This is a genomic window from Clostridium sp. MCC344 (assembly GCF_018785365.1).
Classification (GTDB): domain Bacteria; phylum Bacillota; class Clostridia; order Lachnospirales; family Lachnospiraceae; genus Pilosibacter.
This window is the reverse complement of the sequence record NZ_WQPQ01000056.1, coordinates 231743-252666: the sequence shown is the minus strand read 5'-3', so window position 1 is coordinate 252666 and position 20924 is coordinate 231743. Positions and strand designations below refer to the sequence as shown.

20 protein-coding genes, 1 pseudogene and 1 riboswitch are annotated in these 20924 nt (G+C 49.9%); of the genes and pseudogenes, 3 read left to right on the top strand and 18 right to left on the bottom strand.

Annotated features, from left to right (window positions below; genetic code table 11):
- Positions 1–67 precede the first annotated feature (67 nt).
- Positions 68–1630: a PhnE/PtxC family ABC transporter permease gene (locus GPK90_RS13220; protein WP_215703183.1), complete on the top strand. Its 1563-nt coding sequence runs from the start codon at positions 68–70 to the stop codon at positions 1628–1630.
- Positions 1631–1882: 252 nt separating this feature from the next.
- On the opposite strand, the gene GPK90_RS13215 is transcribed toward GPK90_RS13220, so the two are convergent.
- From GPK90_RS13215 to GPK90_RS13165, 11 genes are all read right to left on the bottom strand, one after another.
- Positions 1883–4501 (bottom strand): S-layer homology domain-containing protein, encoded by a 2619-nt coding sequence (locus GPK90_RS13215; protein WP_215703182.1) that lies wholly within the window; start codon positions 4499–4501, stop codon positions 1883–1885.
- 17 nt (positions 4502–4518) lie between these two features.
- Entirely contained in the window at positions 4519–4818 is a 300-nt protein-coding gene (locus tag GPK90_RS13210; RefSeq protein WP_117485355.1) for a hypothetical protein, read from the bottom strand.
- Between the two features lie 154 nt (positions 4819–4972).
- The gene (locus GPK90_RS13205) at positions 4973–5596 is read right to left on the bottom strand and encodes a PrsW family glutamic-type intramembrane protease (protein ID WP_215703181.1); all 624 of its coding nucleotides are present in this window, start codon (positions 5594–5596) and stop codon (positions 4973–4975) included.
- Entirely contained in the window at positions 5593–6219 is a 627-nt protein-coding gene (locus tag GPK90_RS13200; protein ID WP_118529561.1) for a histidine kinase, read from the bottom strand. Before GPK90_RS13200 ends, GPK90_RS13205 begins: the two co-directional genes overlap by 4 nt.
- Positions 6203–6571, bottom strand: a complete 369-nt coding sequence (locus GPK90_RS13195; RefSeq protein WP_118529560.1) for a DUF4179 domain-containing protein — start codon at positions 6569–6571, stop codon at positions 6203–6205. The genes GPK90_RS13200 and GPK90_RS13195 overlap by 17 nt, the downstream gene beginning before the upstream one ends.
- Positions 6561–7106, bottom strand: coding sequence for an RNA polymerase sigma factor (locus GPK90_RS13190; RefSeq protein ID WP_021905704.1), 546 nt, complete (start codon positions 7104–7106; stop codon positions 6561–6563). Before GPK90_RS13190 ends, GPK90_RS13195 begins: the two co-directional genes overlap by 11 nt.
- A gap of 67 nt (positions 7107–7173) precedes the next feature.
- Positions 7174–7995 (bottom strand): hydroxyethylthiazole kinase, encoded by an 822-nt coding sequence (thiM, locus tag GPK90_RS13185; protein WP_118529559.1) that lies wholly within the window; start codon positions 7993–7995, stop codon positions 7174–7176.
- A 13-nt stretch (positions 7996–8008) separates the two neighbouring features.
- Positions 8009–8527, bottom strand: a complete 519-nt coding sequence (gene thiW / locus GPK90_RS13180) for an energy coupling factor transporter S component ThiW (RefSeq protein ID WP_015554054.1) — start codon at positions 8525–8527, stop codon at positions 8009–8011.
- Between the two features lie 438 nt (positions 8528–8965).
- A riboswitch (TPP riboswitch) is annotated at positions 8966–9072 on the bottom strand.
- Positions 9073–9118: 46 nt separating this feature from the next.
- Positions 9119–10378: a DNA polymerase Y family protein gene (locus GPK90_RS13175; protein ID WP_118529558.1), complete on the bottom strand. Its 1260-nt coding sequence runs from the start codon at positions 10376–10378 to the stop codon at positions 9119–9121.
- A 112-nt stretch (positions 10379–10490) separates the two neighbouring features.
- Positions 10491–11831, bottom strand: coding sequence for an MATE family efflux transporter (locus GPK90_RS13170; RefSeq protein WP_118529557.1), 1341 nt, complete (start codon positions 11829–11831; stop codon positions 10491–10493).
- A 171-nt stretch (positions 11832–12002) separates the two neighbouring features.
- Positions 12003–12176, bottom strand: a complete 174-nt coding sequence (locus tag GPK90_RS13165) for a hypothetical protein (protein WP_182426724.1) — start codon at positions 12174–12176, stop codon at positions 12003–12005.
- Between the two features lie 106 nt (positions 12177–12282).
- Here GPK90_RS13165 and GPK90_RS13160 point away from each other — a divergent pair, with 106 nt between their 5' ends.
- Positions 12283–12555 carry a type II toxin-antitoxin system RelB/DinJ family antitoxin gene (locus GPK90_RS13160; protein ID WP_118529556.1) on the top strand — a complete coding sequence of 91 codons (273 nt, stop codon included), beginning with the start codon at positions 12283–12285 and terminating at the stop codon, positions 12553–12555.
- 14 nt (positions 12556–12569) lie between these two features.
- A pseudogene (locus GPK90_RS13155) lies at positions 12570–12833 on the top strand (type II toxin-antitoxin system YafQ family toxin); the annotation flags it as partial.
- Positions 12834–13181: 348 nt separating this feature from the next.
- Here the strand turns inward: GPK90_RS13155 and GPK90_RS13150 are convergent.
- The 7 genes from GPK90_RS13150 to GPK90_RS13125 form a co-directional block, all read right to left on the bottom strand.
- Positions 13182–14144 carry a carbohydrate kinase family protein gene (locus GPK90_RS13150; protein WP_118529555.1) on the bottom strand — a complete coding sequence of 321 codons (963 nt, stop codon included), beginning with the start codon at positions 14142–14144 and terminating at the stop codon, positions 13182–13184.
- Between the two features lie 79 nt (positions 14145–14223).
- The gene (locus GPK90_RS13145; RefSeq protein WP_182426723.1) at positions 14224–15141 is read right to left on the bottom strand and encodes a LysR family transcriptional regulator; all 918 of its coding nucleotides are present in this window, start codon (positions 15139–15141) and stop codon (positions 14224–14226) included.
- Positions 15142–15187: 46 nt separating this feature from the next.
- Positions 15188–16096 carry a serine hydrolase domain-containing protein gene (locus tag GPK90_RS13140; protein WP_118529553.1) on the bottom strand — a complete coding sequence of 303 codons (909 nt, stop codon included), beginning with the start codon at positions 16094–16096 and terminating at the stop codon, positions 15188–15190.
- A 72-nt stretch (positions 16097–16168) separates the two neighbouring features.
- On the bottom strand, positions 16169–17476 hold the full coding sequence (locus GPK90_RS13135; RefSeq protein WP_118529552.1) for a CitMHS family transporter: 1308 nt from the start codon (positions 17474–17476) through the stop codon (positions 16169–16171).
- A gap of 319 nt (positions 17477–17795) precedes the next feature.
- Entirely contained in the window at positions 17796–18266 is a 471-nt protein-coding gene (locus GPK90_RS13130; protein ID WP_243022206.1) for a LysR family transcriptional regulator substrate-binding protein, read from the bottom strand.
- A complete protein-coding gene (locus tag GPK90_RS19130; protein WP_243022205.1) occupies positions 18211–18666 on the bottom strand; it encodes a hypothetical protein in 456 nt (151 codons plus the stop codon). Before GPK90_RS19130 ends, GPK90_RS13130 begins: the two co-directional genes overlap by 56 nt.
- 617 nt (positions 18667–19283) lie before the next feature.
- A complete protein-coding gene (locus tag GPK90_RS13125; protein WP_215703180.1) occupies positions 19284–20909 on the bottom strand; it encodes a recombinase family protein in 1626 nt (541 codons plus the stop codon).
- Positions 20910–20924: the final 15 nt, after the last annotated feature.

Here is a 20924-nt window from a genome sequence, read left to right as displayed (position 1 = left end):
GCTATTTATGCATTTATCCGTCCCAACGGATCCTTGCAAAGAAGCATTTCAGAGGAGGAAGCAATCCATGTACAGAAATCGAAAAAAATATATAAAACCTGCCGGCTGGATCCTCTTCCTTCTCTGCTTTTACGCCGCCGCGTCCTTCACCGGATGTGATCCGGCTCTTTTTATTTCAAGGAGCTCCCATCTTTCAGATCTGGCGGCCGACATGATGCGGCCGGATCTCTCCTTTTTTCCGAAGATCCTGCTGCCTCTCTTTTACACAGTCCAGATGTCCGTTACTGGTACCGTGACAGGATCCGCTCTGGCACTGATCGTTTCCCCTTTCGGCGCTGTGTCCCTGCATTTTCCGTCCTGGGCAAGGCGTTTGCTGCGTCTCCTGATCCAGATACTCCGGTCTTTTCCGGCGCTGATCCTGGCGCTCGCCGCGACCTTTCTCTTCGGACTCGGAACCTTTGCTGGAACCTTCGCGATCACGCTCTACACCTTTGCGATCATGACTAAGCTCACCTACGAGGATGCGGAGCATACGGACACAGCCCCCTATCAGGCCCTTATCTCTATGGGCTGCTCCCGTTTCCCGGCATTTATCCATGCCGTCCTGCCGGAGATTTTGCCCGCGTTTCTGACAAACGCCCTGTACCTCTTTGAGACGAATGTGCGGCACAGCTCTATCCTCGGATATGTAGGGGCAGGCGGGATCGGTCTGATCCTAAACGAAAAGATCTCCTGGCGGGAATTCCACAAAGTCGGAGCGATCCTGCTGCTGCTCTTTCTCACCGTCTGTGTCATCGAGTACGCAAACCGGTATTTTACAGCTGTGATCCACAGCGGACAGATCACAGAACTTTTTTCAGGCAGCAAAGCCTTGTCTAAAAAAGCCTGTGTCTCTGGACGGATGATCCTTTTCGGTTCCACTGCCCTCTTCCTCTTCTGCCTCGCGGCCCAGACCCCGCCGGATTTTTCAAGGACAAGTGCCGCTGCCTTAAAAAGTATGGCAGCCGGACTCACGCATCCGGACTGGATCTTCTTTTTCTCCACAGAGAAAGACGGGCTCATCTACCTTCTCCTTGAGACCATCTGCATCGCTATCGTCGGAACATCCATCGGTGCTTTCCTTGCTGCACCCCTTGCCTTTCTCAACACAAGACGCTTTGTCCCTGCTCCGACCGCTTTTTTCTTTAACCTGATCATCATGGCGATCCGGTCGATCCCGTTTCTGATCTATGGTCTGATCTTTATCCGGGTCTCCGGTCCCGGCGCCTTCACAGGTGTCCTGACGTTAGCCGTCTGCAGCATCGGACTTCTCACAAAGCGCTTCACCGAATGTCTGGAGGCCATCGATCCCGGCCCGTACCGGGCGCTCCTCGCCATGGGTGTCCACCCGGTTCCAGCCGTCTGCCACAGCGTTCTCCCGCAGATCGCTCCGGCATTCTGCTCCGCCGTCCTCTACCGCTTTGACGTCAATATCCGTGAGGCGTCCGTTCTCGGACTCGTGGGCGCAGGCGGGATCGGCGCACCGCTTATCTTCGCGATGAACCAGTACGACTGGAATAAGGCTGGAGCGATCCTTTTGGGACTGATTCTGCTTGTGTGGGGTGTGGATATTCTGTCTTCACGCAGATAAAATAAATCCCTGCTCTTTCATCTCTTTTTAGGACTGTTTGCAGAAATTCCATCCTGCCCAGAAATATGCTTTCTACAACTGATGTCCAGCATGAACTACATAGATTTTATAAATAGTAAAAAGACCTTTTGACACAAAATAACAAACGATGTCAAAAGGTCTTTTATTCATTTTTTGACCCGGACACACAGGTCATCAGCCGCCTGTGCTCAGGTTCCACCTTTTACCGGATAGTCAGCCCGATGTATCGCCTCAACTCGCCGGTTTCACCCATTCTGTCGCACCTGTCGACGCAGCAACAGGTTTCAGTCCCTGTTTTTCTACAAATTGATGGAACATCTCCGCAGTCTCAGCGCGGGTAACCGTGCCCTTCAGATCAAGAAGATCGCTGCCGGCTGCCATGCCACTCTGTGTGGTATCATATCCCCTGAGCTGTGCGTAGCGATAAAAGATCGATGCAAGCTGTTCGCGCGTAACAGGATCATCCGGACCAAATTTCTTGCCGTCAGAGTCTCCCATAATACCGTTTTGCTGCGCCCAGGTTACCGCATCGTAAAACCCTACGGTACCGGGACCGTACTCAACATCCGTAAAGTGGTTCTTTCCCTCAACGGCAGGGCTGCCCGCCATACGGTAGAAGATCACCGCGATCTGGGCACGGGTGATATTGGTGTTCGGTGCAAATGTCACCGCACTGGTACCTGACATCAATCCCTTTTCATAGACAAACATCACATCCTTATAAAACCGATCATTTCCATACATATCCGTAAATGGATTCGCCCCTGCGTGTGGATCGCTCTTTATCCACCCGGCGTAAACCGTCCTGTTTCCGATCAGCCTGAGTTCCGTGATCCTCTGTGTCAATTCCTGATCGGAATACCAGCCGGTAAAATCATAGCCCTCACGGGTCGGTATATGATCGGAAAGTCTGATCATCTTACCGTAGGTTCCCCCGATTGTACTTATGCCGCCGCCACCGTTCGCATGAAAGTTCAGCGTATAGCTGGAGGTATCGCCGCTGCCGCCGGAACTGCTGCTGTCCTTTTTCGGGATCGTCGGTGTCGTTGGAATCGTCGGGGTTGTCGGGATTGTCGGTGTCGTCGGGGTCGTCGGGGTCGTCGGTGTCGTCGGGGTCGTCGGTGTTGTCGGTGTCGTCGGTGTCGTCGGTGTTGTCGGGGTCGTCGGGGACGCCGGATCCTTCGGTACCACCTGTCCTGCCGCAATTCTGATACCACAGCCCTTACAATAGGTGTCCCCCGTATAGCCATCTGCGCTGGCGGTGGCCTCAACTCTGCCGCGCACCTCGGTGCCGCCCGTGTGGTGATCTGGATTCAGCTCCCCATAAGCCGCGCCGCAGACAGAACACACCGCCTGGTCTTTGCAGGTGGCTGTTCCGCCGGAGTGATCTTCCATGATATCACTTACCTCACAGTGGATGCATTTCTTCCAATGTTTTCCGGCATCGCTCTGCCATTCGCCCCATGCGTGAATACACACAACCGGATTTTCTGGCTCCGGTATCACGATCACAAGGCTCCAGCTGGCATAAAACACCACATTCTCCGTAACAGGAAAGGCTTCTCCCGGGCAGCCCGCTTTCTTTCCATCAGGATTATCCAACGCCCAGTAATCAAAAATCGCTGATTGATATGAAAAACCAGACTCCGGAAGAACGTAATCCCCGGATATGCCTTCCACTGACTCCATACGTCCCGATGCTCTGCCTCCATCAAAAGAGACTGTGTAAGTTTCGCCCTTTACCTTCCAGTTTATCCATGCAGCTGCAAATTTGTCTTTATACGCGTCAGGAACATATATCGTCAGATTCTCCGGCCATGATTTACCGGGCAGATAAAATGCCAATGACAATTCTGCTTCTTCCGGATCTTTCCAATGGGTGTGAACTTGCCCAAGTTGCGGGCAATCATAAAATGCGAAGCCCCTCACATCTTTGACACTATTGGGAATATCAATTTGCCTGAGGGTGTTACAGCCCTGAAAAGCGGCAATCCCTATTGTTTTGACTGTTTTTGGAATTTGCACCTCATTGAGTGCTATGCATCCACTAAATGCATGTTTTCCAATCGTTGTCACTCCTTCCTCTATGACCACCTTGTTAATCTTAGACTTTTTGTCCTCCCAGGGACATCTTTCACCGGGACTAGTTTTGTCGAAATCAGGCATTTCCCCTTTACCGGATATCGTAATGGTCTTATTGTCTCTGCTGATCGTCCATTTAATATCTGTGCCGAGGATAGGATTCTGGATGTCAGGAAACGGTCCATACAGCACAGCCGCAACCTTCAGATAGCGAGCGATATCAAGTATGACCGAGTCCTCAACGGAAAGCTGTATCATTGCGTCCTCAACAGCTTTAAACTGAAGTCTTACCTCCTCGAGGTTATCGTTATTGATATCTGTTACGTCCGGCAAAGCATCGATCAGATCCTGTGCGCGATCGATAGAAGAGACTTTCCGCGCATTGGACCGGGTGGCGATCGCTTTATTTTTCATAAGCGCTTTCGCTGTGATTGGAGTGCTTTCGCTGTCATAATGACAATTTAATTCTTTTGTGATGCAGCCGCTTTCCTCACTGCATACATGGCAGCACTCGGTGGCCTCCACCGCATCAGATGAGGTGGCTGCAGATTCCGTTATCTCCTTCTGCGGATAACATTCCGGCGTATGTTCATGGACACATTTTTCCATCCACGTATAACACTCCGGGGTATGTTTATGGCTGCCCGCTCCTTTTCTCATTTCTGCCGCCAATACAGGCACAGAAACTAAAGAAAGCATCGTACAGATGCAGAGCAGTGCCGCATAGATCCGTTCTCTTGGTTTCTTTTGTTTCTCTGGCTTTCTCATTGATTTTTCCCCCATTTCTATGGTATCTGTTTCCTATTTCTGAATTTGATATATAAAACAGTGAGCACAACTGCCGCGGTAAAGGAAATGACCGCTTCCAGAACATATCCGCCCACACCCTCATGCAGCAGGATCGCCCCGTACATTCCCGCGGCATCCATCGGCTGGCTCTGCACCGTACCTACCGTTCCCAGAAGAGACAAAAACAGCAGAGCGCACAGTACAGACAGACTGCGAATGCTTCGCCGCGCCTGTCGGCGGCGAGATTCCGCTATCCGCTCTTTTGCCAGCGCAACACGCTTTTGTGTATCGTACATGCACACAAAACCTCCTTTCTGAAAACTCAGCTTAAGTGTCTTTCACTTATATAGGTACAAAAATACGGAAAAACTCTCACCCGGGAAGCAGATTTTTCAAAAAAAATGAGAGCTGCGTAAAAACAGCTCCCAAAAATCACAAAATAAAGTTATATTACGGTGTCAGACGGCGGGCAATCAGCTTTCCCGCTGCCAAAATCACTACAGGCAGAAGATAGGCAATATACTGCACTGCGCCGCCGTAAGCGATCAACAGATTATAGATCGCGTGAACCGTGATGGCTGCTCCCAGCAGACCGCAGGTTCCGGCAATCTTCAGCCAGGTCCGCTGCCACACATACGCGAGACCTCCGCCTACAATGGCTCCGCAGATCACATGCATCGCTCCTGTTCCGATCCCCCGGAAAAAAATAAAGGAAAAATGTCCGGCTCCATTTTGGATCAGGTAGCAGATATTTTCAAAGGTGGCAAAGGAAAGAGCTGTGATCACAGCGGAGATTTTGATCTGTTCCGTCTTTGGCTCAAATATCAGAAGATAAAAGAGCAAAGGCAGAAGCTTCATGACCTCCTCCACCACCGGGGCGATCTCCGCAGTGGCGGCAAAGGTATCCGCACCATAAAGTGCAGCGAAAAAGGTATTGATATAAGCGGAAAGAAGACACGCCCCCATTCCTGCAAGGCAGAACAGAAAGAATTTTGTCTGCCGTTTTCCCATGCACAGGGCGGCGATCAGTAACGGCGATGCCATACAGATAAAAACATTTTCAATATACGTCATTCCTGCACCGCCTTTCCCATTGCCGGCAGCAAAGCGAGCAAGCAGCCTGCCAGCAGAAGATCAAACCAGCAGTATGGGCTGAAAATGGAATCTCCCGGCCAGAAGCAGCCGGAAGTCCAGAGGGCATATTCTAATGTCACATAGCAAAGGACACAGATATGAAAATATTTCATACTATTTGCAGTTCCCCTCTGCCTTCTGGCATAGGCAAGTCCCCGGATAGAAAAACAGGAAACAATGATCATCATACCGCACCAGAGCAGATTGGAGAGGATATCTCCAAATGTGCAGTAAAACATGCACAGCGGAACACCGATCAGGACGGCACTCAGGGCCTTCCTGCACGGAAATCTCCTTTCTTCTGCCGAAGAAAGCGCGTATTGCAGCATGGAAAGGAAAATGACACTTGCTACCCAGCCGAACTCTGACACATAAAAGACCTGCGGTGTTTTGGAAAATAAGAGCAGATACATCGTCCAGTAGAAGGATCCAAGGAAGAAACAGCCATAAAAGCAGGTCAGCAGGAAATACTCCTGTTTCCGGCTTTTCAGATACCGGATACCGCCCAGGAAAAAGCCCAGCAGGGTAACCGCGGCTTGCAAGAGGTTACTGATGACTTCCATCTGCATTTTCCCCCTTTTGCTCCCCTGTCTGTTCTTCTTCGTTCAGTCTACGGATGCGGAAACATAACACTGTCACGCACACGCCGAGAACAAAAGCGAGCAGTCCGACCACGATATATCCAAGTGCGGTGCTGCCGCCTAACATCGTCGCCGCTGTTTCCAAGCCAGAGGAAGTTCCCTTCTCGATCCGGCTGACAGTATCAGGCATGGAAAGGGAAACACCTACGATCACCGCAAGACATGCGGCCACGCAGCAAACTGCTGCAGCCCATTCTCTCCGCAGTCTTTTTTTGTATTCTTTTTCCGCAATACGACGTTTTACTTCCGAGATCCGTTCCTCATTACTTCGCATTGGTAATTCCCTCCCGCTCCAGTAATCCACGCAGACGCGCTTTTCCCCGGTATACCATATTGGTGATCTGCTTCTCACTTTTTCCCATGACCTCAGCGGCCTGCCGATAGCTCATTCCCTCAAAATAGGTTAGATAAAGAGCTTCCCGGTAATCCGCCTTCAGCTCATCCATACAGATATGCAGGATCTGATCCCGTTCCTTTGTCCGAATGACCTCTTCCACCAACGTCTTTCCATCCGGCTCTTCCGTCAGGTCATCGAGGCTGAAGAAAAGCCGATGTCTGCTTTTATGGCGCAAAGCCATGTGCCGCGCTGCTTTATACAGGTAAGCCTTAAGACCGCCGTCCCGGATGCGTGGCTTTTTTGTGAACAGATAGGAAAAGACTTCGATCATCAGGTCCTCCGCTTCGTGGACATCATGCAGATAGCCATTGATGTATAGGGTCAGCGGGTTACCGTATTTTCTCATTAAAGCCTCAAGTCCTGCTTCATCGCCGCGCAGATACTGTCTGTAAAGTTCTTCATCAATGACCATGCTGTTCATTTCCTTCTGTCTGAAATACTATACACAGTATATGTGGGCATCGGCATAATTTCAAGTCCTATTTTACTTCAAACTTCGCCCCGTGCTCCAGCTCATCCCCGTCCATATGACAGATCGCGTCGATAATATAATTCCGGTATGTTGCGTTCCCGTCCTGCGGTGTCAGCCGTTTATGGGCGATCTCCCCCGCGAGTCCCATGGCGCAGACTGCCGCTGCTGCCGCCTCGAGCGGATGATCCTGATTTGCAGTCACAAATGCGGCTGTAAGAGCAGAAAGCTGGCAACCGGTTCCCGTGATGGAGGACATCATCGGATGGCCATTGTAGATGCAGTACGCTTTTTTTGCGTCCACCACGATATCAATAGCGCCTGTGACCGCGATCACAGCCCCTGTCCTCTCCGCAAATTTCTTCACGAATGCCACCACCTCATCAAGGTTCTCTTCGGTTACACGGTCTGCGATATCCGCATCCACGCCCTTTGTGGTCCCTGTTCCCACTGCAAGCGTCTTGATCTCAGAGATATTTCCGCGGATCACGGTGAATTTTACCGTTTTTAAGAGTTCATTTGCCGTCGATGTCCGGAGTGTCGATGCTCCGACGCCCACCGGATCCAGCACTGCCGGATGTCCCAGCTCATTGGCCCGCATTCCCGCGATCTTCATGGACTCGATGGTACGGCTGTTCAGCGTACCGATATTGATATTGAGGCCTGCGCAGATCGTCTGGATCTCCGCGACCTCCTCCTTGTCGTCCGCCATGATCGGGGAAGCCCCGCAGGCCAGAACCATATTTGCGCAGTCATTGACCGTCACATAGTTCGTAATATTGTGGATCAGCGGGCTCTTCTCCCGCACCTGATCAAACATCTGTTTTAACATGCTTCTCTCTCCTCTACTGTCCCATTGCTTCCTGCATCCCTGCAAGGATATTGGCTTTCTTTAAGCTGTAGATCAGCACACCGCTGATCACTGCACCTCCCGCAGTTGAAACAAGGAACGGGATCACATATGCGTAAAATGCCAGACCTGCCGCGCTCTTTCCCATAAGAAAGACCGCTACCGGATAGGCCGTAAGTCCGCCAAGAACAGATGTTCCAAATACCTCACCGATCAGTGTCGCCGGAATATTCTGTGTCTTCTGATACACAAGCCCGCAGATCAGCGCGCCGAACATACTGCCCGGGAATGCCATCAGGCTTCCAAGTCCCAGAAGATTCCGGATCAGCGCCGCCGCGAATGCCGCACCCAGTCCGTATCCCGGTCCTAAGAGGACTGCACAGAGAATATTCACCATATGCTGTACCGGGGAACACTTGCTCCCGAATACCGGGAATGAAAATAAGCTTCCTGCCACTGCGACAGCACAGAAAACGGCTGCCACCGCTAATTTTTTCGTATTTGTCTGTTTCATGTTTTATTCCGCGTGACCGGTCCTTCCTTCGGACCGTCACACATTCCTCCTTTGAAAATTTTCCGCAGCCGCAAAGCTTCCCTGCGCAGCTGCATTTTTAGGAAACGTCTGTACGACAACAGCGCTTCCACAGGCGAAGTACCATGTACTCCACATAAAAATGTACAGTTCCCCTCTCCGGATCACTGTATGGAAGGCGGTCGATGCTTACTGGCATCCTCTCACGCCGGAACACGGCTTCCCATCGCTGATCTCATACATGGCCCAGGGCGCTCCCCCTCGGCCCGCCGCCTGCTGGCGGATCCCGTTTCCTCCTTTCCCAAAGTATGGTTTTTGTTACTTTTTTTCTGCCACCTGTTTCGGAAACACAATAATCCCGAACTTTTTAAGTCAGATGACATAAAAACAGGAGACACCCATCGCGGCATGTCCCCTGTAAAAATTCACATCATGACTTCCTACGGCGGCATTATCCGCATCAGGTTAAAGGGTCGAAGTTCGATTACTTCCTCTCAGCCCGCCAACGAGCTCCCCTGTTTTTTGTAAGACTTATTATAGCGCATCTTCGAAAATTTGCAAGTAAAGAATTTCCTATTTTTCTTTTTCCTTCTTTATCCGCACGTCCTGATCCATCTGAGCTTTCGCCTTTCTCGCAACCTTCCCGGCCGTACTCATCGTACTGCCCCGGACGATCATTCCATTTCCAAAACGCCTGCGGATATCGTCGAACGCCTCATCTGCTTTCTTCTGTTTTTCCCGTTCATCAGGATTCTCAAACAGGGAGATCTGTCTGAAATCATCCGTTGTAAGATCTGTCAGCGCCATTCCGATCAGTCGCAGAGGCTCACACTTCCAACATTCATATAACAGTTTTTTCACCTGCGCAAAGATCTCATCCGTCACATCCGTGGGATCCTCAAAAGCTCTCTGATGTGACCTCGTCTTAAAATCCAGTGTCCGATAGGTCACCGCCACACAGCTGCACTTTTTCCCGTCTCTGCGCATCCTTGCAGCCACCACATCACACTGGGCAAGCAGAAGCGCCAGTGCCTGCTCATACGTCACAAGATCCTCTTCCACGGTCGTCTCCGCGCTGTAGCCCTTCGCTTCCTCCCGCTCCGCACGCACCGGGGAATCGTCGATACCGTTGGCATACCGGTAAAGCTGATGCCCGGCCTTTTCTCCCAGGATCCGCTTAAGCTCAGCTTCCCCGCTCCGCGCCATATCTCCGATGGTCTTAATTCCTTCCTGTAAAAGTCTCTGCTCCGATGCCTTTCCAAGGAACAGAAGATCCCGCACCGGAAGCGGCCACATTTTTTTCGGGATCTCAGGCGGAAAAAGCGTATGAACCTTATCCGGCTTTTCAAAATCCGATGCCATCTTCGCTAACAGCTTATTCGTTCCGATCCCGACATTCACCGTAAAGCCCAGCTCATCCCGGATCTTATCCTTGATCTCGTGGGCCACCACCACCGGATCCGGATAGATCAGATGGGTACCGGTCATGTCGAGAAACACCTCGTCGATCGAAAAGGACTCCATCGCAGGCGCATAGGATGCGCAGATCTCCTTAAACGCCCGGGAACATCTCTGGTACAGCGCAAAATCACCCGGCACACACACGAGATCCGGACATTTCCGCAGTGCCAGGGCCACAGGTTCCCCTGTTGTCACCCCGTATTTTTTCGCCGGGATCGATTTCGCCACAACGATGCTGCGCCTTAGCTTTGGGTCCCCGCCGATACAGGACGGGATCTCCCGAAGATCCGGCAGCCCCTCCTTTACACGCTTCGCCGCCTCCCAGGAGAGGAAGGCGCTGTTCACATCCACATGAAATATCAACCGTTCCATACTGTTTTCCTCATACCAGAACTTTCTAAGACTTCCGTCTCCTCATTCGTCAGGCACTGCAAAGGAAACCTTTCTATAATCATGCCTCAGCTCATCCTGCCGCACTGCCTGCTCACGCGCTTTTTTCTCTCATGATCCAGAAAAACGTGCATGTAAATATAATTCCCTTTACGATCGACGTGGACGTAAGCGCCCACCAGATTCCGTCAAGCCCCATGATACCGCTAAGAACGATGGCAAGCGGTATTCTGGCACTCGTGAGCACAATACTGATCACGCTGCAGAGTCTCGTTCTTCCGAGTCCCGACAGTGCTCCGATCGTCGTCAGCTCCACGCACATAAACGCCTCGCTGAATCCGATGATCACGAGATAGCCCACAGCTGTCGCAACCGCCTTCGGCTCATGAAAGAAGATATCCGCGATCGCATTTGGGAAACAGATAAATACGGCAGAGACCAGCACTCCCCAGATTCCGACCGTCCACAAGGATACCTGATATCCTTTCCGGACGCGTTCTCTCTCCCCTGCCCCATAGTTCTGGGCCACAAACGCGTTTAACGCCGCCGCGAAGCCATCAGCCGTATTCCAGGAGATCGATTCGATCTGACCGCCGACCCTCTGCGTTGCCACTGCCTCCGCACCGTATCCGGACACCATTCGCGTCAGGATCATGGAAATTCCACAGTATGCCATGCCCTGAATCGCGGTTGGAATTCCGATCCTGCAGATCCCCCTTAAAAATTCAGCCGGGATCTTCGCAAAAAGCCTGGTTCCTTTTAACACATTCTCCTTCTTCCGCGCAATGATCCCAAGGATCATGATACTCATCACGATCGCCTGGGCCGTCACCGTAGCGATCGCCGCCCCGGTTACACCCAGTCTCGGAAATGGCCCCGGTCCGAGGATCAGGACCGGATCCAGGATCATGTTTGTCATGAGTCCGATAAGATTTGCCATAAACGGCGTTTTTGAGTCTCCCTGAGCTGTATAGAGTCCCGTGAGTGTCAATGTCAAAAATGAAAATACAATCAGTCCGCAGGCGATCTTTGTGTAAGCCAGCGCTGCCGCCTGGGCCTCCACATCCTCAAGTCTGAAAAATCCTACCATCTGATTGACAAATATGAGACAGAGGACCGCATACGCGATTCCCATTGCCGCTGAAAGCTGCACTGCAGCCTGGGCAAATCCGTGGGCTTTTTCCCGGTCTCCGCGCCCGATACATTGTGCCACCTGAACCTGTCCGCCCATTCTCGCCATGGACGCCAGCCCCTGCGAAAGCCAGGTAAACATTCCCCCGACGCCGACTCCCGCTACTGCCTTTGATCCCAGAAGGCCGATCCACGCCATGTCCGTAATGTTGTAAAGCGTCCCCAGAAATGCCGATGCCATGATCGGGACAGCGAGCTTCACCAGGGTCTTCATAATAGGCCCCTTTGTTAAATTTCCTTCCATACCCCAAATTCCCTCATTCGTTTTATTTTTCGCTGATCCAGTATCTCTATTATACATGGTTTCCTGCAGAATTTCATCTATAAAAAATTTCGCAAGCTTCCCGCTCGGCTCCTTAAGCCTGTACCGCCGTTGGCTATTCTCAGACTTTTTTCCACTTTGGGGAAAAAGATTTCATTTATTATTTTTTTGCCTTGCAAAAATAAAAAGAACGATTAATAAAGTGACCGGGAACAATAGTCCAACTCCCATACCTGCACGGATATTGTCTATAATTAACGGTAAATCCGCTTCTATTTTATCCCCCTCCATCATTATTTCACTTTCATTTAACCATTTAAATTTCATCTTCTTTCAATTCACCTTTAACAGAATTTATGCATCTTTTATAATGACAATGTGTTGATATTAGACGTGTTTTTGAGTATACTATACTTGAATGGAGGTGTTTTGTATGGCAACAACTAATTTAAATATTCGTATAGACAAGGCAATCAAGGATCAGGCGGAGGAAATCTTCAATGAACTTGGTCTGAATATGACAACTGCTGTAAATATGTTCCTGAGAACCGCTATCCGTGAGCATGGTATTCCTTTTGAATTAAAACTGGAAGTACCGAATAATACTACAACCGCTGCGATTGAGGAAGGACGGAAAATGCTGTCTGATCCTTCTGCACCGAGATATTCCAATATGGATGCTTTGAAGGCGGCACTTGAAGTATGAAATATGATGCGTAGTTTACCAATCAGTTTAAAAAGGATTTGAAGCTTGCCAAAAAGCAAAATAAGAATCTGGATAAGCTGTTTGAGGTAATCGATATTCTGGCGAATGGCGGTACGCTGGATGCAAAACACAGGGATCATGACCTTACAGGAAACTACAAAGGTACTCGTGAATGTCACATCGAACCGGACTGGCTGCTTATTTATGAGATTCGTGGAGATGTTCTTGTTTTGATGCTTTTTCGCCTTGCTTCACATTCTGAGCTGTTTAAGAAATAAGTACAAATCGAAATTTGTAAATCTCAATAGAATAGCAGTTTATTAGCATCGGTCAGAGAAATCTGGTCGGTGCTTTCTTTATGCTCGGCAGCAATGCCGGGCAACCCTGAGCAAAAGGAATTGCCATCCCTTTGGAATCTCAGCCCGCTTTGAAATGAGTACCCACAAATGGGAAATGGTTTGTGGGCATTCATTCCAAAACGAAATAATCCCCAGAGCTTCATCCGGGAAGAAGATGAAGTTCTGGGGATTTTCAAGAATGCATGAACTGAGTAGGGAGCCTATCTCAGTATCATATGAATGCATTAATTCATTGGATGAACCTAAGAAACCCATGAGCCGCTTAAACTACAAAATTCCTATTTTTTTCTGACGGCAGACCTGGATTTCCTCTATGGATGGCAATGCTGGAATTGCGCCGCCCCTCGTTGCAGTGAGGCTTCCTGCGGCATTTGCAAAGTCCACTATTTGGCTCAGGTCACCAAGGAATAATTCCTCTTCAGGCAGGTCTTTCAACGACCAGAGCATTGCGCCGACAAACGCATCCCCTGATCCTGTCGTATCGATAGCTTTCACAGGGTATGTAGGAATCAGCTGCGCGTGGGTTCGGTTACGGTAGAATGCTCCCCTCTCTCCCAGCGTTACCAGCACCAGAGAAGGTCCCTTTTCCATCAGGATTTTGGAACCCGCCTCCAGATCGGCTGTTCCGGTAATCAGCAGCAGTTCTTCCTCAGATACCTTCAAGATATCTGCCAAAGCAATACCTCGCATGATTTGTTCCCGTGCATCTGCCTCCGTATCCCAAAGTAGCGGTCTGTAGTTTGGATCGAAACTGATTCTCTTAGCTTGCTGCTTTGCATAGGCCGCAGCATCAAGACATGCACTGCGGCAAGGTTCATCAGTCAGAGACACTGATCCAAAATGGAATATCTTACACTGGTCGATTAGATCTCTGCGAACCTCCGATGCTTTCAGCATTAGATCCGCTCCCGGTTTTCTGTAGAAAGAAAAGGATCGGTCTCCCTGTTCATTCAGTTGAACAAATGCCAGCGTTGTCGGAATAGAGTTGTCTTCTACCAGACCGGCATCATAGATGCCGCATTCTGTCAGTGTCTGCCGCAGATAACGGCCGAATCCGTCTGCACCAACTTTACCAAGGAAGGCAGAGGTTCCTCCCAACCGGTTGTTCATAGCCAACACATTGGCTGGCGCACCACCGGGATTCCGGGCGAACATAGCGATTCCCTGCTCATTTACTCCGCTGGGCGTAAAATCAATCAGGATTTCCCCCAGTGCAACAATATCGATCATTCATGTCACTCCTTTGTAAATTCCTCTCGAAATAAGCGGTATGGTTTCCCACCTGTCTGACCTCAGAAAGGGGAGTGAATCAGTACAGAGCACCAACCAGATTAATCAGGAATCTAGCCGGTTGTGAAACCAGATAGTCCTGCTTATATGCGGCAACAAAATCCCAAACCTCTGGGTGTTCTCCAAAGGAGAAAAAGCTGATTTTGTCGGCAGTCTCATGTTTCTCAATGCGGAAACTGCTGGCAAATGCCACACCGTATTCCTGTGCCACCAGGGACAGAACGGTATCAATGGTACTCAGTTCCGCAATTCTGGGAGAAATCGCATGACTTTCCAGAATTTCCGAAGCCAGCTGTCCCAGCCGCATTTTCTTTTTCAGAGTAAGGAAACAGTCGTTTTCAAGATACTTCAAATCAATCCACGGATATTTTCGCCCGGGTTCGTTTTTGGAAAGCAGCTCATAGTGGCCGTTTTTCGGGGCACACAGTACAATTTCCTCCTGAGAGATCAACTCACAGCAAAACCGTTTTTGCGTGAACCTGCTTTTTTCAGACATGGTGAAAAAAGCAATTTCAATGGTCCCGTCACTGAGCATACGCTCCAGTGTGTCCACATCTTCCTCAAAAATCCGAAGCTCATAATCCGGAAACTGCTTTCGGAAATCCGGTAAGATCATGGGCAGAATGGTATGACCGCGTCCAGGGGTAATTCCCACGGACAGTTTTCCGTGATCGACCTCCTTCAACGCATCCAGTTCCTTTTCCAGTTTCTGCTGGAGTTGCAGGATACTGCGCGCTGTTGCCAGATAAAGTTCCCCTGCGTATGTTGGGATCAGCTGCCGTTTTCTTCTTTCAAACAGAGGAAGCCCCAGCTCATCCTCTAGCTTCAGCAGGAATCTGCTGAGAGCCGGTTGGGAAACAAACAGGCGATCCGCTGCTTTTGATAGTGTTTTCTCCTGGGCAATCACAATAACATACTCGATTTCTCTGCGATCCATGGCGCGCTTCCTTTCCTGTTGTCGGGAAATCCCGTTGTTGGCTATATTATAGCAGAGGAAGCACCGTTCTGACAGCCGCCCGGAGAACTTTTTTCTCGTTTTCGATTTGCATGGAATTGATGGCAATGACCGCATTCTTCCTGGGGACGACCACACAGTACTGACCATACTTTCCGTCCGCGCGGAACATTCCATCAGGCATCATCCAGAACAGGAAACCATAGTCGGTGCCAATTTCGTCATCGCCTTCATCGGAGACAATATGGCTGCGGGTTGCTTCTTCCACCCACTGGGCAGGAATCAGCTGTTTTCCGTTCCACTGACCCTTCTGCAGGTACAGCAGCCCCAGCTTGGCAAACTCGCTGACATTCAGCTGCAAGCCGCCGGCGCCAAAGGTGTTGCCCAAGGGGTCCTTCTCGCATTCCGGACGGGAAATTCCCAGGGGCTCAAACAGCCGGGGCATCAGATAGTCCACCAGCGACATCCCGGTTTTTCTCTGCACCAGAATGCCCAGAAGATAGGGACCTGCGTTGTTATATTGGAAAACGCTGCCCGGCTCATGAACCACCGGAGCCTTCAGCACAAATTTTACCCAGTCCTTCTCCACCATCTTGGGACGCATGGCTCCCATCAGCATGGGGCTTTCAAAGCCCATGGACATGGTAATCAGATGGCGGAGCTTCATTTTTTTCAGATTCTCACTGGGATTTTCCGGTGCGTCCTCCGCAAAGTGATCCAGAACATAATCATCCATGGAGAACAACCCTTCCTGGGCAGCGAAGGCGCAGGCGGTGGAGGTGAAGCTCTTGGTGCCGGAATACTGGTTCTGACGCTGCTCGGGCTCCGGCTGGTAGTACGCGATCAGCTGTCCAGCCTGAAATACACGCATTCCCCGCACAGCCAGATTCTCAGAGGTAACAGCTGCCTCAAAGGCAGAAAGATCAAGTTGACGCATAGTAACACTCCTTTGTTTGTTAAGATAGCTGCCCCTGGAATCCCCTGAGGCAGCCGTAACGGTTGTTGCGGATTATACGGGAATGATGCCGGTGACGAGAACGAAGGCCAGCATGGCACTTGCCAGAACGAATGCCCACTTGTAGGAGAAGGCGATATGATCCTTCAGTTCCACATTGGTCAGGCCAAGGCCCATGTAAGTAGCAGCAGTCATGGGCATGATGTAAATGGCAGGGCCAAAAGTAATCAAGAAGGCTGCGCCCACAGCAGCGGCAGGGATTCCGTAGACAGACACAATCTGGTTGACAATGGGCAGAATGCCATAAGTCAGGGCATCACCGTGGATGAACATACTCAGCGGGCTGTTGACAGCGGCAAACAGCACGTGCAGATGGGGAGCCATGCTCTCGGGCATGGCGGACAGAACCATCTGAGTCATGGCGTCCAGCATGGGGCTCTTGCCCATGATGCCGATAAGAACACCGGAAGCCAGTGCCGTGAAGGCCATGGTCAGAGCATCGGTGGCGTGGGCCTTGACACGCTCCATCTGCATCTTCTGGGAGGGATAGTTGACCGTCAGGCCGATGGCCAGAGCAATCATAAAGGTGATGTGTGTTGCCACCTTGGTCATGGTCAGCATCAGCACAACCGCCACGATCAGGGCAATGTTGAACCAGAACAGCTTGGGACGGTGCAGTTCATTCACTTCGGCGACAGTTTCCACGCTGACGGTCTCCGCCTCGGCGGCAGGGTTGTAGCCCGCTCCACGCTTTTTTTCATTCCGGGAGAGCAGGACACACAGGCCAAGGATCAGAACAATTCCGACAACCTGTGCGGGGATGCAATACCTCCAGATCTCAGAGGTGCCGACTTCCAGCGCGGCGGCGGTGCGTCCGCAGGGGCCACCCCAGGGCACGATATTCATAACGCCCATGGTCAGGGTTGTGATGCACAGCAGGTTGATGGGCCGCACATTCATTTTCTTATAAATAGGAAGCAGAGGAGGGATGCAGATCAACAGGGTGGTTGCACCGGAGCCATCCAGATGGCCAATGAAGGCAATCAGCACCGTGGCAAACATCAGCAGTGTAATGTTATTGCCCACCAGTTTCAGAACCTTGCCCACGATCACATCGAAAACACCGGCATCGTTCATAACACCGAAGAACAGAACCGCGAAGATAAACAGGATTGCCGTGGTCGCCACACCGGACACGCCGGAGGCAATATATCCGCTCATCTCCTCAGCGGTAAAGCCGACAGCAAAGCCAACGATGATGGGAAGGAGAATGAAAACCACCGCAGGTGTACTCTTTCCCCAGAGCAGCAGGGCTACGATCAGAATCATCAGAGCGAAGCCTGCAAGACCTAAGTATGACATATCTTTCTTTCCTTTCTCTTTTTGTGATTTGTTTCGTTCATCAATTACCGCGGTTATCTAGATGCTTTCATTATACCGGGTGCAGGAAAAATTATCCAATACCCAAAAAATCCGGTTTGTATAATCAAATGTTATACAAAAAACGCTTTTGTGCAGTTTTCCCAAGATGTCCATGGCGATGCCGGGATGAACGGGAATACCGCCGTATGCTGTCTGTATCAGGCAGCCTGCGGCGGTATTTTTACCAATACTACATACTTTTCCCGAAGAGAACACGGGTTGTAATCTGAATAAAGTCCCGGAGGTACTTGGGCATAAATTACTCCTTACTGTGGCAGGCGTAGAGATGGCGGTAGTTTTCGTAATCTTTCAAAGGGTAAAACTCCCCTCGTTTTCTGCGGATAAACTCATCTATATAGATATTGGACATCAGCATACAGGCACCGGAGGCAACCGCCACCCGCTTGCCCACCTCCAAAGTGTTTGTCTCCAGCAGTATCTTGGGATGAAAGCCAGAGCGATAGAAGAGCTTGTCCTGCACTACCCGGATGGAATGCCCTTCCCGCATCGGCACAAAAGTCTCTCTCCACATCCGCCAAGGTGATGGGGGGCCGGACTCGATGCGGGCCACGATCCCAGTGTCTCTGGCATCCAGAATGCTAATGGTTTCCTGCTCGATAAGCTGCTCATAGACCAGATTGGTGCCGGTGGATTCCATGGCGACGAAGACCAGGTCAATGGTCCCCTTTTGCAACAGCTCCTCCAGGCTGGCAGAACCCCGTTCCGTCAAATCCAGAGTGACCTTGGGATACTTCTGCCGAAAAAGCAGGAATGACCTTGGGCAGAATCTGCATGGATCGCTGCACACTGATGCCCAACCGCAGCCGACCCGAGTGGTCGGCTTTGATTTCCCGCAGCTGCTTTTCCAGCTGGTCGTTGACAGCCAGTATAGCATCTGCTGCCGCCAGATACATCTCGTCGGCATAGGTCACACGAAATAGGGAGCTGTAGCGGGTATGCCGATATTTTGTAACACTTTTATAATTCAAAATCATTATAAATACTGCTACCAAATTTGGTATTATATCGGCCACCGATTTATTTTGGGTAGTTTGCGGTTTTGAAGCCCATCTATGATTTTTGATATCATCATTATACTTTACGAATGCCTGTGCCTCTTGCTTAGTCAATTCAGGCTCGTTTCTGGTTTGTTATGTCTTGGATTATAGTATGGTCTACTCTGTGCTTCTTTCAGCTTTGACTTATAATCTGCAATATTCTTCTTGTATTGGACCAACATTTTATGCAATCGTGTACTTTGACTTATCTGCAGATTACATGCATATTCTAATACTTTATTTCTTTCCGTCTCATCCAAATAATCAAGAATTCCATCCGGCCACTCAGGTATGTTGTCCGCTTTTTTCTGCGGTAAATCTTCCTCGACCGCTACGTCCAATTCTTCTGTTGCGTCAGTATGCACTTTCTCTACTACTTCTTCTCTACCCTGTAAACTACACTACCAGCTTATAATACCTCAGTGCCTCCATGATATATTCCCTTTTCTCTGGAGTACATTATTTTATCTCAGGAGCCTCTTTCTTTGAAACATTATAATTAGGACGCATATCCAATTCACAATCCCGTTTTATTTCTGCTATATAAGCAGTATGCACCTTCACCCCATGCTTCTCCATGATATACTTTTTGATATTCTCATAAGTTGGTTTCTGTTCCTTATACTCCTTATGCATATCAGGACTAATAGGAACTTCCATCTCAACCTGGAAGTCTCTCTTTTTCTTTCCTAAGTCACTTTTTTAGTTAAAAGAGCTACCGTCTCGACTGTTGTTTCAGTTTCCAAGGGAAGTTCTTTCACTTCCTCGCCATCAACAGGCACAGGGAAGTTGAATACAATCTTCTTTATCCAGCTTCCGTCTTTTCTCTTTTCCGGGAACATCTCAATTCGCTCGATAAAGGCTTTCATAAACTCTTTCTGTTCTGCTTCCGTTGCGGAATGGTAGACTTCATCAAATGCCAGTAAGAGCCGATAAATGTTATCGCCGGAGATTTTCTCCTGCTGGATGCTGCGTATCTGACTTTGCAATTCGCCAATCTGAACTTCGATTTCTTCTATCGTATCATACTGTTCATCATATCGGCGCTGCAAATCCAAAATTTTTCTGTCATAGTGGGCATCGTTGATGTCCAAAGTATCCATCTGACGCTCCAAGCGGCTTTTCGTTCCAAAGGCTTGCTTTAGCTGTCCTTGCAGAACGGCGATCTGCTTTTCCATATCCTCTGTATCAACCGCCGTTCCAATTTTCGCTTGAATTGCTTCTATAAATCGGGGATTGCTGACCATAGCGGAGATGACCTTCGCCACAAATTTGTTGATTTCCGTCTGCTCGATATTCAGCCGGAAGCTGCACTCATGTCCCGTCGGCGTAACCGTATTTTTGCAGTAGTAATAATACCGTGTTTTCTTGTCCTTGCTATGAGCCTTGACAATATTGCCGTACATACTCTTTCCGCAACACGGGCATTTCAAAATACCGGATAGGATGTGTGCGTGGTCTGGATTGTTGACCTTTTCCCGCTTAGAGGAATTGATCTTGCGCTTTTCCTGTGCCAGATACCAATCTTCTTCGGAAATGATGGCTTCATGCTGACCATCGTAAACAGGGAACTCCGACTGCTCGACCACGTGCATCTCATTTCTTGTACCTTGCCTCTTTTCGGTTCTCCGTCTGCCATAAGCAATTTTACCCATATAAACGGGATTATCCAGTACGTCCTGCACGAAGTTCCTTGAAAATCCGGGGATGGTGTTATTTTGCCGCAGCTTCTTCACAAACCCGGTGCGGTTGAGATATTTAGCAACTCCGGCAACGCCCTCATTGGTATGGATGTAGCGGTCATAAATAACACGGATTACTTCCACTTCATCCTCCGCAATGACAAGGTTTCCGCTTTCCAATTTGTATCCATAGGGAGCGAAACCGCCGTTCCATTTGCCCTCACGAGCCTTTTGCTCCCGTCCTGCCATTGTCTGTGTGCGGATATTCTCTCGCTCGATTTCCGCCACCGCAGACAGCACGGAAATCATAAGCTTTCCGGCATCCTTGGAGCTGTCAATGCCATCCTCCACGCAAATCAGGTTGACACCAAAATCCTGCATGAGCTGCAAAGAGTTCAGAACATCGGCTGCATTTCTGCCAAATCTGGAGAGCTTAAAGACAAGCACATAGGAAACGCCGTCTTTGCAGTCCTGGATGTCGTTCAGCATCCGTTGAAACTCCTGCCTCCCTTGGATGTTCTTGCCGGAAAATCCTTCGTCAGAATACTCCCCGGCAACGACCATATCCTCGTATGCCGCATACTTCCGCAACTTGTCCCGCTGGGCATCCAAGCTGTATCCGTCTACCTGCATGGAGGTGGACACTCT

Bases quoted from the DNA above. Each gene is read 5' to 3' on its own strand.
- GPK90_RS13200 (WP_118529561.1), bottom strand. From the start codon at position 6,219: ATGGAAGTCATCAGTAACCTCTTGCAAGCCGCGGTTACCCTGCTGGGC.
- GPK90_RS13210 (WP_117485355.1), bottom strand. From the start codon at position 4,818: ATGTACGATACACAAAAGCGTGTTGCGCTGGCAAAAGAGCGGATAGCG.
- GPK90_RS13175 (WP_118529558.1), bottom strand. From the start codon at position 10,378: ATGGAACGGTTGATATTTCATGTGGATGTGAACAGCGCCTTCCTCTCC.
- GPK90_RS13170 (WP_118529557.1), bottom strand. From the start codon at position 11,831: ATGGAAGGAAATTTAACAAAGGGGCCTATTATGAAGACCCTGGTGAAG.
- GPK90_RS13190 (WP_021905704.1), bottom strand. From the start codon at position 7,106: ATGGTCATTGATGAAGAACTTTACAGACAGTATCTGCGCGGCGATGAA.
- GPK90_RS13160 (WP_118529556.1), top strand. From the start codon at position 12,283: ATGGCAACAACTAATTTAAATATTCGTATAGACAAGGCAATCAAGGAT.
- GPK90_RS13205 (WP_215703181.1), bottom strand. From the start codon at position 5,596: ATGACGTATATTGAAAATGTTTTTATCTGTATGGCATCGCCGTTACTG.
- GPK90_RS13135 (WP_118529552.1), bottom strand. From the start codon at position 17,476: ATGTCATACTTAGGTCTTGCAGGCTTCGCTCTGATGATTCTGATCGTA.
- thiW (WP_015554054.1), bottom strand. From the start codon at position 8,527: ATGAAACAGACAAATACGAAAAAATTAGCGGTGGCAGCCGTTTTCTGT.
- GPK90_RS13220 (WP_215703183.1), top strand. From the start codon at position 68: ATGTACAGAAATCGAAAAAAATATATAAAACCTGCCGGCTGGATCCTC.
- GPK90_RS13215 (WP_215703182.1), bottom strand. From the start codon at position 4,501: ATGAGAAAGCCAGAGAAACAAAAGAAACCAAGAGAACGGATCTATGCG.
- GPK90_RS13165 (WP_182426724.1), bottom strand. From the start codon at position 12,176: ATGAAATTTAAATGGTTAAATGAAAGTGAAATAATGATGGAGGGGGAT.
- GPK90_RS13125 (WP_215703180.1), bottom strand. From the start codon at position 20,909: ATGCAGGTAGACGGATACAGCTTGGATGCCCAGCGGGACAAGTTGCGG.
- GPK90_RS13150 (WP_118529555.1), bottom strand. From the start codon at position 14,144: ATGATCGATATTGTTGCACTGGGGGAAATCCTGATTGATTTTACGCCC.
- GPK90_RS13145 (WP_182426723.1), bottom strand. From the start codon at position 15,141: ATGGATCGCAGAGAAATCGAGTATGTTATTGTGATTGCCCAGGAGAAA.
- thiM (WP_118529559.1), bottom strand. From the start codon at position 7,995: ATGTTAAAACAGATGTTTGATCAGGTGCGGGAGAAGAGCCCGCTGATC.
- GPK90_RS13140 (WP_118529553.1), bottom strand. From the start codon at position 16,096: ATGCGTCAACTTGATCTTTCTGCCTTTGAGGCAGCTGTTACCTCTGAG.
- GPK90_RS13195 (WP_118529560.1), bottom strand. From the start codon at position 6,571: ATGCGAAGTAATGAGGAACGGATCTCGGAAGTAAAACGTCGTATTGCG.